At 70.9% G+C, this 12914-nt stretch carries 12 protein-coding genes; 6 read left to right on the forward strand and 6 right to left on the reverse strand.

Features of this window, described 5'->3' with window-relative positions; translation table 11 throughout:
- Positions 1-6: 6 nt before the first annotated feature.
- Positions 7-2814, reverse strand: a complete 2808-nt coding sequence (locus ACFP2T_RS42385; RefSeq protein ID WP_377432584.1) for a winged helix-turn-helix domain-containing protein — start codon at positions 2812-2814, stop codon at positions 7-9.
- Positions 2815-3038: 224 nt separating this feature from the next.
- Here ACFP2T_RS42385 and ACFP2T_RS42390 point away from each other — a divergent pair, with 224 nt between their 5' ends.
- On the forward strand, positions 3039-4196 hold the full coding sequence (locus ACFP2T_RS42390) for a zinc-dependent alcohol dehydrogenase (RefSeq protein ID WP_377432585.1): 1158 nt from the start codon (positions 3039-3041) through the stop codon (positions 4194-4196).
- A gap of 138 nt (positions 4197-4334) precedes the next feature.
- On the opposite strand, the gene ACFP2T_RS42395 is transcribed toward ACFP2T_RS42390, so the two are convergent.
- Positions 4335-4739: a peptidase inhibitor family I36 protein gene (locus ACFP2T_RS42395; protein WP_377432586.1), complete on the reverse strand. Its 405-nt coding sequence runs from the start codon at positions 4737-4739 to the stop codon at positions 4335-4337.
- A gap of 685 nt (positions 4740-5424) precedes the next feature.
- Between ACFP2T_RS42395 and ACFP2T_RS42400 the strand changes: the two genes are divergently transcribed.
- On the forward strand, positions 5425-6510 hold the full coding sequence (locus ACFP2T_RS42400) for a DNA polymerase III subunit beta family protein (protein ID WP_377432656.1): 1086 nt from the start codon (positions 5425-5427) through the stop codon (positions 6508-6510).
- A 25-nt stretch (positions 6511-6535) separates the two neighbouring features.
- On the opposite strand, the gene ACFP2T_RS42405 is transcribed toward ACFP2T_RS42400, so the two are convergent.
- A complete protein-coding gene (locus ACFP2T_RS42405) occupies positions 6536-6940 on the reverse strand; it encodes a VOC family protein (protein WP_377432588.1) in 405 nt (134 codons plus the stop codon).
- Positions 6941-7052: 112 nt separating this feature from the next.
- Between ACFP2T_RS42405 and ACFP2T_RS42410 the strand changes: the two genes are divergently transcribed.
- Entirely contained in the window at positions 7053-7997 is a 945-nt protein-coding gene (locus ACFP2T_RS42410; protein ID WP_377432590.1) for a L,D-transpeptidase, read from the forward strand.
- Positions 7998-8046: 49 nt separating this feature from the next.
- On the opposite strand, the gene ACFP2T_RS42415 is transcribed toward ACFP2T_RS42410, so the two are convergent.
- The 3 genes from ACFP2T_RS42415 to ACFP2T_RS42425 all read right to left on the reverse strand — a co-directional run bounded on the left by ACFP2T_RS42415 (position 8047) and on the right by ACFP2T_RS42425 (position 10478).
- Positions 8047-9198 (reverse strand): FUSC family protein, encoded by a 1152-nt coding sequence (locus ACFP2T_RS42415; protein WP_377432592.1) that lies wholly within the window; start codon positions 9196-9198, stop codon positions 8047-8049.
- A gap of 118 nt (positions 9199-9316) precedes the next feature.
- Entirely contained in the window at positions 9317-9874 is a 558-nt protein-coding gene (locus ACFP2T_RS42420) for a GNAT family N-acetyltransferase (RefSeq protein ID WP_377432658.1), read from the reverse strand.
- A 34-nt stretch (positions 9875-9908) separates the two neighbouring features.
- The gene (locus ACFP2T_RS42425; protein WP_377432593.1) at positions 9909-10478 is read right to left on the reverse strand and encodes a dihydrofolate reductase family protein; all 570 of its coding nucleotides are present in this window, start codon (positions 10476-10478) and stop codon (positions 9909-9911) included.
- A 109-nt stretch (positions 10479-10587) separates the two neighbouring features.
- Between ACFP2T_RS42425 and ACFP2T_RS42430 the strand changes: the two genes are divergently transcribed.
- From ACFP2T_RS42430 to ACFP2T_RS42440, 3 genes are all read left to right on the forward strand, one after another.
- Positions 10588-11184, forward strand: a complete 597-nt coding sequence (locus ACFP2T_RS42430) for a TetR/AcrR family transcriptional regulator (protein WP_377432595.1) — start codon at positions 10588-10590, stop codon at positions 11182-11184.
- Positions 11185-11375: 191 nt separating this feature from the next.
- Positions 11376-12347, forward strand: coding sequence for a hypothetical protein (locus tag ACFP2T_RS42435; RefSeq protein WP_377432596.1), 972 nt, complete (start codon positions 11376-11378; stop codon positions 12345-12347).
- A 115-nt stretch (positions 12348-12462) separates the two neighbouring features.
- Positions 12463-12720, forward strand: a complete 258-nt coding sequence (locus ACFP2T_RS42440) for a transcriptional regulator (protein WP_377432598.1) — start codon at positions 12463-12465, stop codon at positions 12718-12720.
- Positions 12721-12914 lie beyond the last annotated feature (194 nt).

The following is a 12914-nucleotide window of genomic DNA, read 5'->3' on the forward strand; positions in this document are numbered from 1 at the left end:
CCGTTCTCAGAGCAGGTTCAGCTCGCGGGCCCGGCGTACGGCGTCCCGGCGTCGGGTCGCGTCGAGCTTGCGGTAGATGTTGCGGACGTGCGTCTTGATGGTGTTCACCGAGAGCGACATCTCAGCCGCTATCTCGACGTTCGACAGGATGCTCTGGAGGTAGCGGAGCACGGTCAGTTCCCGCTCGGTGAGCGGCTCGCCGAGCAGCGGCGCAGGCGTCGGCAACGGTCTGCCCGCACGGTCGATGGCGCCGACCAGTTCGCTGACCAGGGGCCAGAACGCCGTTCCCGCGTCGAGATGGGCGGCGAGCAGCTCCCGTACCGGCGGATCGGCCCTGGTGAAGACCCGCCGGAAGCCTTCCGGCTCCGCCAACTGGAGTACCCGTTCCAGGACCCGCGCGGCCCGACGGCGGTCGCCGGTCAGCCGGGCCGCCTCCGCGTCGAGCAGGCCGGCCTCCAGCCGGACCGGCAACGGCCAGTCGGCTCCGTCCGGGGAATCCCAGTCCGGCAGCGTACGCGCCGCGCCGCGCGGATCCCCGGCCCGCAGGTACGTCCGGGAGAGCGCGACGACCACCGGCGCGGCGCCCCGGGTCAGGGCCGGGGTCAGCAGTTCACGGGCCAGTTCGACATCGCCGTGCGCGATTCGTAGCCCGGCCTCGGCGGCCGACAGCCAGTGCGCCAGCGGTGGGGCCTCCGCCCGGTCGCCCAGCCGCCGCCGACTGTCCGTCAACGCCTGGTGAGCCCCGGTCAGGTCGCCCCGATCGCGCAGCAACTCCGCCTGGAGCATGCCGATCAGCCCGATGACCAACGGTTCGTCGGTGTCCTCGGCGGCCCTCGTGCCCCGCACCACGTTGGACTCGGCGTCGTCGGGCCGGTCCCGGTGCAACGCGACGAGGGCCTGGGCCAGGTGGGCATGTACGTCATCGGCGGGCCGGACCAGTCCACCGAACGGCGTCGCGCCCAGCGTCGCCCGGGCCGCCTGCTCGGCGGCGGTCAACTCGCCCCGGATCGCCCTGGCCAGTGCCAGCCGCCCGAGACACAGCCGCGCGGTCCGGGCCAGCCCGGCGCGGCTCGCTTCGGCCATCCCGTCGGCGATGTCCACCTCGGCGGCGGCCACCTGCCCGGTTCCGAACCGCAGCGCGGCGGGGACGATCCGCGCCACGGTCCGCCCCCACAGTTCCAGATCGGTTCCATCGGGCCCGGTTCCGTCGGGCCCGGTTCCATTGGGCCCAATTCCGTCGGGCTCGGTTCCGGCCGGCCCGGTTCCGGCCGGCCGGAGCAGGTCGACGACGCCGGCCCGGACCGCCGGTTCGTCGGGCGCCGCGTGGGCGACGGCCAGCCGCAGTGCTGCGGCGATCCGCCGGAACCGGCCCCGGCGCGCGTCGTCGAGCAGCTCCGCGTACTCGGACGCCCGGTCCAGGTGACCGGTCGCGGCGATCGGATCCTGTCCGTCCAGCCGCTCGGCCGCGTACGCCAGGCCGAGTTCGGGATCGGTCCGGGCCGGCTCGGCGACAGGTGCCGGCGGAACCGGCCGGACCGGACCGCACTGGCCGTACGGGACGAGGTCCGGCCAGTGCCGGAGCAGCACGGTGATCGCGTACGCCCGGTCGTGGGCGGCGAGCGCGTGCCGGAGGGCCTCGCCCGGCAGGTCGTTGGCGGCGAACCAGGTAGCTGCCCGACGGTGCAGCCGCGCCACCTGCTCCACAGGACGCCGGGTCAACTCGGCCCTGAGCAGTTCGCCGAGCATCGGATGACAGCGGTACGCCGCCGGTCGGCCGCCGAGCGGGAGCACGAACCCACCGTGCCGGTCGAGCTCGGTCAGCAGCCGATCGCCATCGGCGCGGTCGGTCAACGCGTCGAGCAGGTCCGCCGAGAACCCCGCCACCAGCGAGGCCCGGCACAGCGCGTCACGGGCCTGCGTGGACAGACCGGCGAGCACCTCCTCGGTCAGGTAGTCGGCGACCGCCGGATGTTCTCCGGTGAACTCGTCGACGAACCGGGCCGGATCGGGGTGTCCCGGCATGGCGAGAGCGGCGAACCGCAGGCCGGCGGGCCACCCCTCGGTACGACCGTGCAGCCCCCGGATCTGTTCCGCCGGCAGGGGAACCGCGTACGCGGAGAACAGGTCCGCGACCTCCTCGGGGCGGAACGCCAGGTCGGCGGCGCGGATCTCGGTCAACTCGCCGCTGAGCCGCCAGCGGTGCAGGGCGAGCCCCGGGTCCTTGCGGCAGCCGACCACCAGCCTGAGCCGGCCGGCCGTGTGCCGGAGCAGGAATTCCAACCCGCTCGACACCTCGGGGTCGTCCACCTGGTGCAGGTCGTCGAGGACCACGGTGACCGGTTCGGCCCGTCGGGTCAATTCGTCGGCGAGCTGCTCCAGTCCGTACCCGGAAGCCGGTTGGTTCCCGGCATCCGGTTCCTGTCCGCTCGTGGCCGATCCCAACGCCGCGGCCAGATATGACCAGAGCCGGTCCCCGCCGTCTCCCGGCTCCAGCGAGAGCCAGCCCAGCCGGGGAGGATCCGCCGATGCCAGGGTTCGGTTCTCCGTTGCGCCGCGGGCCCGGTACCAGGAACTCAGCAACACCGTCTTGCCCCACCCCGCGGACGCCGACACCAGGGTCAGCGGACCGGCCACCCCCGCGTCGAGCAGGTCGAACAGTCTGGGCCGGGGCAGCAGAACCGCACCGGGCTGCGCGACGACGGCCAGTTTCGCGGTGAGCAACGGCGCCGTCGGACCGGCGTCCGGGCGGGTCAGCACCGTCGCGCCGGTTGGCGGTGGCGCGGTCGCGACATCCTCGATCCGTTCCGTCGACAACGGTCCCCCCTCCGGCCCACCCAGGTCATTGCCCGAGGCGCGGATACCCCGACCGTCGCGGTTCACCCCTTGCGGACGAGCCGGGTTCACCCGCCGATTCCGGAAGATGACGGCTCGGGACGCGGGCGGGACCAGCCGGATCAGCCGGGACTGGGCGAGAACCGGCGGGGTCGGGCGAGGACGGGCGAGGACGGGCGGATCGCAGCCGAGGAGCGTGATGAGCGATGAGGGCCCTCTGCTGGCAGGGCCCCGACGAGATCTCCGTGGAGCGGCTGCCGGATCCGCGGATCGTGAACGCCCAGGACGCGATCGTGCGGGTACGGCAGAGCATGACCTGCGGCTCCGACCTGCACCTGATCGGTGGCCGTTTTCCGGGGATGCGGGCCGGCGACGTACTCGGCCACGAGTTCCTGGGTGAGGTGGTGGAGGTCGGGCCGGAGGTACGTCGGCATTCGGTCGGCGACCGTGTCGTGGTCTGCTCGGTCATCGCCTGCGGCCGGTGCTGGTACTGCCAGCAGGGACTCTTCTCCTGCTGCGACAACAGCAACACCGATCCGGGAACGGCGGAGCTGGCCTGGGGGGCGGTCCCGGCCGGATGCTTCGGCTCCTCCCACGCACTCGGCGGCTTCGCCGGCAGCCATGCCGAATACGTGCGGGTGCCCTACGCCGACCACGGTGCGTTCCGGGTGCCGGACGAGGTGACCGACGAGCGTGCGGTGTTCGCCTCGGACTCGGCGCCGGCCGGCTGGATGGGTGCCGACCTGGGCGGCGTACGCCCAGGTGACGTGGTCGCGATCTGGGGCTGTGGCGCGGTGGGTCAGTTGGCAGCCTGGGCAGCGGTGACGCTCGGGGCGGATCGGGTCATCTGTGTCGACCGCATCGACGACCGGCTCGCCCTGGTCGAACGGCACACCGGGGCGGAGACGCTGAACTACGAGCGGGTCGACGTCGGCGCGGAGCTACGCGAGCGAACCGGCGGCCGGGGACCGGACGTCTGCATCGAGGCGGTCGGGATCGGGGCGGAGGATCCGGCAGCGGGCCCGCTCCACCGACCGGCGCGACCCGGGGCGGACCAGCCGATCACGGTACGCGAGGCGGTGTACGCCGTTCGCAAGGGCGGCAGCGTCGTGGTCCTCGGCGCCTTCGCCGGATTCGTCGACGCCTTTCCGCTCGGCGCGGTGCTGAACAAGGGGCTGGCGGTGCGGGGCGCCCGGCAACACGGCCAGCGCTACGTCCCGACGTTGCTGGACCGGATGCGACGGGCGCAGTTGCGGCCCGAGTACCTGGCCACGCACCGGCTGTCGCTGGACGACGCGGCGCGCGGCTACACCCTGTTCCGGGACCGGACGGACGGCTGCGTCCGGGTCGTCTTGACCCCGTAGCACCTGGACTCCGACCCCGCGGCGTCCGACGAAGCCGCGGAACGACCGACCGCCACCGGTCCGGCCCACGCCGGCCTGGCCGGACCGGTGGCGTCAGCACGACTGCCGAGGAGTCGGCGCGGCTGGCTGACCAGGCGATCAGTAGACGTACACGCTCTCCGCCCCGAACGTGAAGCCGGGGTTGCTGCCGGAGATCGAGATTGAACTGCCGGTGCAGTCGTCGTCGGAGTAGAGGCGGGCGGCGCGGCTGTTCGTGTTGATCCCCGAACGGGCACGGTCTGCCCAGCCGTGGGCGACCAGGTCGACACAGACGCCGACGGTGGGATTCAGCGCCGAGACGGTGAACCGGGCGCCTGCGTACGAAGTTCCCTCGAATAGACACAATGTCTGAGAGAACTCACACTGTCCGGCTTCCGGCGCCGTGTTCGGTGCCGTTTGAGCGGCTGCGGCAGCGCCGGCGTACGCGGCGGCCATAATCGCCGCCGAACTCAGCGCCACCAGAATCCGTAGCGATTTACTGTGGTTGACTCGGAATCCGCGCATGGTGTTTTCTCTCCCTTTCTGACGAATGACAGCGTGACGGCGGCGGCCGGAGGCGCTGGGTATACCCGATGGCGGAAGCAGGGCGTCGCGATTCGTAGTCACCCCACCTGACCAGGGAGAACCTACGGTCGCGGACGGTGCGCGACTCCGGCCGGCGCTGATGGCGCTCTGGAGGCGGAGACAGCTCGTGACAGTTGGGCGGTCGCCGGTCCATTGATCGGCAACGGCACTGCGGACCGGAACGGCGGTGGCCGTGGTCCGCGACATCTCAGCGAATCATCGGTCGGGTTCCCCTGCGGCACATCTTTGTGCGGCGCCGAACAGCGACTTTCTCACACGCACGACGCCCCCGTACGTGGTCTCTGGTGGAGAAACAGGATTCGCATTGCCAAGCCATCGAAGTGTGCCGATACCGTAACACGCACGGATGCCGCTCACAACCAGTTCCTGCCAGCACGAATCCGGGGGATTATCGCAACTGATCGGTAACGTCCGAGGAGCATGCACGTTACGGCGACGGGGATTGCGGCGTACGCGTTTCTCGTACCCTTGTCCGGCGGCAGGGCGCCGGGGTGCCGGACGCACCCCGGTGACGGGTGGACGGAGCGGGTTGACCCTCGACCTGGTCGAGGCGGCAGAATTCCCCGACGTGGACGTGCGAACTGAGCTGCTCAGCATCGGCGAGATGGCCCGGGCCAGCGGGCTGAGCGTCAGCGCGCTGCGGTTCTACGACGGGGCCGGCGTACTGGCGCCCGCGCTGGTGGACCCCGGGAGCGGCTACCGGCGGTACGCCCAGCAGCAGGTTCCGGCCGCCCGACTGGTGGCCGGGCTGCGCCGGGTCGGCATGCCACTGGCCGAGATCACCCGACTGCTCGATCTCCGCGCGTCGAATCCGGCCGCCGTACCCGAACTGCTGGACGCGCATCTACGCCGGCTGGAGGACGGTCTCACCGACGCCCGCCGGGAGGTCCACCGGCTCCGGGCACTCTTCGACCCGTCGGCGGGGACGACTACCGGGGCTCGGAGGCGGTTGACCGTACCCGGTCGGGACCTGGCGGCGGCGGTCGACGCCGTCCGCTTCGCGGTCGGGGACGATCCCGAGCTGCCGATGCTCGGCGGCATCCAATTCGAGGTCGACGGGAGCATCCTGCGGCTCGTCGCGACGGACCGGTACCGGATGGCTTTCTCCGAGGTAGGGGGTGACCCGGCCGACCTGGAGGGCACGGCCGACGGGTGCGGCCCCGCCGCCGTCTTCGCTCCGGTCGGGTTCGTCGACGAGGCACGCGCACTGCTGACCGGGGTCGGGCCGGCCACGCTCGCCCTCGGCGCCGACGGCATCAGCCTGCGGTTCCGCGATCGGCGGGTGACCGGCACCCCGTTGGACCACGACTTCCCGGACCACCGCCGGCTGCTGCGGGAGACGACCGGCGGTCCGGGTCGACGCCGGGTGACCGTCGACGTGGCCGGGCTGCGCGAGCGGCTGGCCGCCGCCGAGACCCGGACGGTGGTACGCGAGCAGGACGGCGCGCAGTGCGCGGTCAGCGTGCTCACGGTCGACGCCGGGAACGCGTTGACGGTCGCCGGTGCCGGCGCTCCGATCGATCCGGACGTGGTGCGGGTCGGGGTGGACCGGGAATTCCTGCTCGACGCGCTGGACGCGGCTGGCTCGGGACAACTGGTCCTGGAACTCGACGGCCCGATCAGACCGCTGGCGGTACGCCGACTCGACGACGACCGGGCCTTCTCGATCCTGATGCCGATCCGGCTCTGACCACCCCGGCGACAGTCCAGCCGGCTCACTCCCCCAGTTCGGTGAAGAGGGTCAGTTGCAGATGCCCCGGCGCCGTCAACCGGGAGTTCAACGAGTTCCACGGGGTACGGCGCGGTTCGGCGATCACCGTCGCACCGGCATCGGCCAGGGTGGCGGTGACCGCCGGCGCGTCGTCGACCTCGAAGGCGACCCGGATGTGTCCGGCGACCCGCTGGCCGACCTCGACCTCGTCGACGTACTCGGCATGCCCGGGATCCGCGATCTCCAGCGTGGCCAGACCGGCCTCCAGGATGCTGACCCGGCCGTCCGGTGAGGAGAAGGCGGCCCGTTCCGGCAGACCCAGCACGTCGCGGTAGAACCGGAGTGCCTCGTCGTAGTCGTCGGCGGTGACCACCAGCCGGAGCTGGCGGACCTGAGGATGATCATCCATCACGCCAGTCTGGCACGCGACCGGCTGCGGTGGTCCGCGCCGGATGACGGCCGCCCGGACACGCGGGCCCCGGGTCACCGGGCGAGAGCAGTCGATCACCTACAGTGGTTGGGTGGCTTTTGTCCGCATAAACCCGTTAGCCCCGGGACGGGCACGCCGCTGGACCGGCGCCGCGCTCGCCGTACTCGGTGGCGCCCTCGTCCTGACGGTGGTGCTCAGCGACTCGCCCCCGCCACGGCGGTCGACCGAACAGCCGCCCGCCGGCGCGGAGCCGATCCAACCGACCGGGTTCACCACGCAGCCCGAGCCGCCGCTGACCGTGCCGCCGCCACCGGCCGACCTGCCGGTGGTCGACTACGGACCGGCGCCGCGCGGATTTCCCCGGGACCCTGCCCCGATGTCGGCCGTACGACTCGGCGAGGGCCTGCGACCGATCCGCCGGGTCGCCGCGTACGACGCGCCCGGCGGCCGGCCCCGGGCCTTCCTCGCCCCCACCATCAGCGGAGTCGAGCTGACGATGCCGATCGTCGCCCGCCGGTCGGGCTGGGTCGCCGTACTACTCCCCTCCGTGAACCGGAGCATCGCGTGGATACCACCCGGACCGTGGACCACCACGGCGTTACGGGACCTGATCGTCGTCGTCCGCCGGACCCACCGGCTGCACTGGTACCGGGACGACACACTGGTCCGGTCGTGGCCGGTCAGCCTCGGCACGAGGGTCACTCCCACCCCGTTGGGCCGCACCTTCATCCTCGGCAGATCGGCCCTGCCCGGCAAGGTGTACGCGGACACCGAGGTCTTCGCCCTCGGCGCCGTACCGCACGACGCGGAATCCGTCCCTTCCAGCCTGCGCGGCGCCCACATCGGACTGCACACCTGGTACCACGACCGGGAACTGGGCCGGAACACCACCAACGGCTGCATCCGGCTGACCAGGAAGGGCCAGCAACTCCTGCTCGCCGAGGTGCCACCCGGCACCGAACTGCTGGTTCTCGACGAGTTCCCCGCGCCGAACCGGCTGCCCGGTCCGGGCCCGATCCCCGCGCCGGCAGGCTGACCGCTGTCCTTGCCCTCGCGGTTCCGGTCAGGAACCGGAACCGGCCTGTTCACGGATCGCGGTCCTCGTTGGCCTGGCCGTTCGACTCACCTCGCTGGGCGGCGTTCCCCACCAACCGGCCGGCATCGTCGGCGGGATGGCCGGTCACCCGAATCAGATCGCTGGCCGCGATCCGAACCTGCGTCACGATGGCGTCACCGTAGGCTCCCACCCCCTCACGGCGGGCTCGGCCGACGAGTTCCGCCGCTTTCAACGCCCGGCGACGGACCATCTCCCGGGTACGTCCGCTGCCCGGTTGCCGATGCAGGCGCCACACCGCATCGGCCAGCACCTCGACGGCGTCGGACAGACAGTCGGGCAGTGGCTCCCGGTACCGCATGGAGACTGCCGCCCGCCGTGCCACCCCCCGGCAGTCGTTGATCAGCCGCTTCAGGTGCTCGATTCCCTGGGCGTAGTACTCGAAGTCCCGCCGCCGGCTCCAACGCGCGGGAGCGATCGTCACGACCTCCTGTGCGCCGCTGATCGCCTCCCCCAACCGTTCCACGTCCGGCGACATCGACCTCAGCGCCGTCAGCGCGCGCCACGCCCGGTCCGAATCCTGGTCGCGCAGCGCCCTCCCGGTCTCGCGGAGCTGCGTCGTCAGGGTGTGCAGGACGGGACCGGCCGCACGGTTCACGATCCGTATCGGGTTGAGGGGCAGCAGCAGCGAAACCACGGCGAGGCCCACGACGCCGCCGGTCACCGCGTCCACGACACGGGGTATCTCCAGGTTGCGTTCGACGGGGGACAGCGTCGCGATCAGCACCGCCGTGCCGCCCACCTGGCCGACGACGGTCCCACCGTGTCCCACCAGGCCCAGGGCGATGCCGACGGCCAGGGTCACGATCACGCCCGTCTGCCATGGCCCGGTCCCGATCAGGAACATCAGGCCATCCCCGACGACAAGTCCCAGCCCCACGCCGATCAACAGTTCGATGGTGCGGCGGGTTCGTTGGCCGATGGCGGCGACGATCGTGCCGACCGCGGCGGTGGGAGCGAAGACCGGGTTGGGATTACCCAGGAGATCACGCGCCAGCCACGCGGCCAGCGCCGCGGCGACACCGGCCTGCACCGCGATCACCGCCATGACCTCCAACTGACGGATCCGCAACTTCCCCGCCCGGTCGCCCCGTTGCCGCCCGCCGGTCACCGCGCTACGCACGTGCTTACCCAGCGCAGCAAGGGGTGCCTGGTAGCGGGGATCTGGCCGGGACTCCACGGCGGCAAGTACCCCCTCGGCCGGAGACCAACCCCATTGCCGTGCTCGCCCGAACAGATCGCTACAGCCAGCGGCGCATGCACACCCGGGGCCACCGCTCCAGGCCATGCGCCGCCTCCCGGGCCCGGATCGCGCGCAGTCCGGGGGTGAGGTCGTCGTCGTCCAGCGCCACGAACCCGCACCGCACGTAGTACGGGGCGTTCCACGGCACGTCGGCGAAGGTGGTGAGGGTCAGCGCCGGTACGCCGACCGTCCTCGCGTACCCGGCGAGGTGTTCGAGAAGCAGTCGGCCGATTCCCCGCCGCGCGAAGCGGGGATGAACCGTCACCTGCTCGACGTGCAGACCGCCGTCGACGAGATCGGCGAGCAGGTACCCGACCGGCGCGTCCGTGGCGTCGACCGCGACCCAGGCCCGGCCGGCACGTTGGTAGGTGGCGAGTTCGTCGACGGGCAGCGGCTCGTCATCGGCGATCTCCGGCATGTCGAGATCCCGGAACATCTGCCCGGCGGCCCGCTCGATGTCGCGCAGCGCGGAAAGTTCCGCCGGCCGAGCCGTTCGAATCCGCACCGGGCCATCTTCCCCGCAGCGTCCAAGGCATGGCCACAGCGTTTTCCCGATCGGCCCGGCAGGCCCATCGCCGCACCGATCCGGTTCACGTCCGCGTGAAGGTGGTGACGGACGTGCCGGACTCGAAGGTCCGGGTGCCGGTGACGGTGAAGCCGGTCGGGTCGAACGGACCGTCGAACAGCGGGATGCCCGCACCGATGACCAGCGGATACCGCTTGATCACCATCTCGTCGATCTCGCCGCGCAACTGGCTGGCCAGGTTGCCGCCGCCGCAGAGCCAGATGTCCAGCCCGGCCTGCTGCTTGAGCTGCCGGACGAAGGGCACCGGGTCGACAGAGACGATCTCCACCTCCGGATCGGAACTGCTCAGGGTGCGGGAGAACACGTACTGCCGCAGGTGGGCGTACGGGCTGGTGATCCCCTCCTGCAGGGCGGGTTCGTACGTGCCACGGCCCATCAGGACCGTGTCGAACCGCAGGTTCGGGGCGTCGGTCAGCCCGACCGCCGGCCGGAAGTGCGTGGGTACGGTCTCGGGCAGTTCGGCGTTCATCATGGCCAGGATGTCCGGCTCAAGCGGGAAGAAGTCGAACTGTCCGTCGGGACCGGCGATGAACCCGTCGATCGTGGTGGCGACGTAATAACTGAGCTTGCGCATCTGTTGCCTGTTCCCCTCAAACCACTCTTGTTAAAGTACTCCAGATGGAGTGATTTGACCGTAGTACTACACTCGAAGTGGTGTCAACCCGAGACGACGAGGGGACCTCATGCGGCAGAACCCGGCTCGACGTAGGGCGTTACTCGACGCCGCCATCGAGGTGCTCGCCCGCGACGGCTCACGCGGGCTGACCTTCCGGGCCGTCGACGCGGAGGCGGCGGTGCCGGGCGGCACCACGTCGAACTACTTCACCAACCGGGACGACCTGCTCGGCCAGGTGACCGGGCGGACCCGGGAACGCCTCACCCCGGTCGAGGCGGAGGTGGCCGCCACCATGCGGGCACCACGGAACCGCGCCCTGGTCACCCAACTGATGCGGGAACTGCACGGGCGCATGCTCCGGGACCGGAGCAGTTACCTCGCCATGCTGGAACTACGACTCGAAGCCACCCGGCGGCCCGAACTCCAGGCCGCACTGACCGAGGTGTTCAGCGCGAACCTCCAGGACAGCATCCGGTTCCATCTCGACGCGGAACTGCCCGGCGACCAGACCACGGTGCTCGTGCTCTATCTCGCCATGAGCGGCCTGCTGGTCGACGACCTCACCGTGCCGGAGGTACTGGCACCGTTTCCGCGCGAGGAACTGATCGCCGATCTCGTCGAGCGGATCCTTCCGCCGGAGGCGCCGTCCGGCCTCCCCTCCTGATCCCTTCGGGCCGCCCTTCATGATCAATTCATCGGATCGCCCGAGCTGGTTCGGGTGACCGATGAGTCCGCCACCGAAGCTCTCCCCGGGGCCACGCCGGGTGCCCGTCGTCGCCGGGCCGGACCGGTACCGGCACGACGACGCGCCCCGGCCGGCGTCAGCCGTACGTCCGACTTCGCTGGAGGAAGATCATGCCGACCCGTACCAGGATCGTGACCGGGCTGGGTGCCTCGGTTGCCGCCGGCGCGGTGGCCCTGGCCGCCGGCCTCGTGCCGGCCCAGGCGTCCGGACCGACGCCCGTCAACCGGGTGCCCGAGGCGGGCGTGAGCGCGGCAGCGGCCGAACCGCCGGTGTACACCGCCACCCTCGCCCGCAGCTACGACGCGTTCGACGCGAACCAGGGCATCGCCGTCGACGACAAGTACTTCTACGTCGTCGACAATCGCAGCATCACCAAGCACGACAAGGCAACCGGCCGGGCGCTGTTGCAGTTCGTGTCCAACCCCGACGGTCCGATCATCCACCTGGACAGCGGCGTCGTCGTCAACGGAAAGCTGTACGCCGGGCACTCCAACTACGACGAGTCGCCGATGGAAAGCTCGATCGAGGTCTTCGACACCAGGACGATGCGACACCTCGACACGTACAGCTTCGGGATCTTCCGGGGCTCGCTGACCTGGCTGGACCGGCACGACGGCGCGTGGTGGGCCGGGTTCGCCAACTACGACGAGATCGCGGACGGCGAAACCGAGCCGTACGGCGGGACGTACAACACCCAGGTCGTCAAGCTGGACGACCAGTTCCGGGTCGTCGAGGCCTGGACGATCCCGAAGCGGATCCTCGACCGGTTCACGCCGATGAGCAACTCCGGTGGATCGTGGGGCCCCGACGGCCGGCTCTGGCTCACCGGCCACGACCTCGGCGAGGCGTACGTGATGAGGCTTCCGTCCGGTGGTGCGGAGCTGGAGTGGGTCGGCACCGTCACCCTGCCCGCCGTCGAGGGTCAGGGCATCGCCTGGGAACACTCGGGCGACCGGTCCAAGCTCTGGGCGATCAAGCGCTCCAGCAAGCAGGCGTTGAGCTTCACCGTGCCGCACCGTTCGATCACCGACCCGAAGACCCCGACCTGGCAGATCCTCGGCCCCGGCAATTTCCAGCAGTAGGCCCGGACACGCCGTGAACGGGGGACATCGTGGGGGTCAGGACCCGCACGACGTCCCCCCGTTCGGGCCCGCCTCGCTCGTCACCGCTCCCGGAGCCCTCACCTATCCTTTCCGAGTGGCCGCACCCGACAGTCCCGAGGCGATTGCCAGTACGCGTTCCGTCAGGGCCTCCGCGGTCTTCGATGGCCGGCTCGACCTGACGACGTACCCCCATCGGTACCTCGCGATCGTCGCCCAGCCCCGGTTCCGGTTCGACCCGGCGACGTACGCGATGGCCGCGGCCGAGGCGCTCGAAGCGGCCGGCTGGGAGTTGGTGACGATGTCCAGCTTCAACACCTCGAATGTCTACGCCGTCATGCGTCGCCGCCGCTGACGCTGTTCACAGGTCTTCGGGCCCTCCGGTCGGGGTTGTCTCAGATCCGATAGCCGCTGCGGCCCGACCGCCCGAAGAGAGCCCATTTCGGGTCGTTGATCCGTCATGGTTTACGCATTTTGTACGGCCAATCGTCGGCCTTTACTGGGGGGACAAGCCGCGCCCGTGACACGACCGGGCCGGCGTTAACCGAG

The sequence above is a fragment of the Plantactinospora solaniradicis genome (assembly GCF_042658085.1).
Taxonomy (GTDB): domain Bacteria; phylum Actinomycetota; class Actinomycetes; order Mycobacteriales; family Micromonosporaceae; genus Plantactinospora; species Plantactinospora solaniradicis.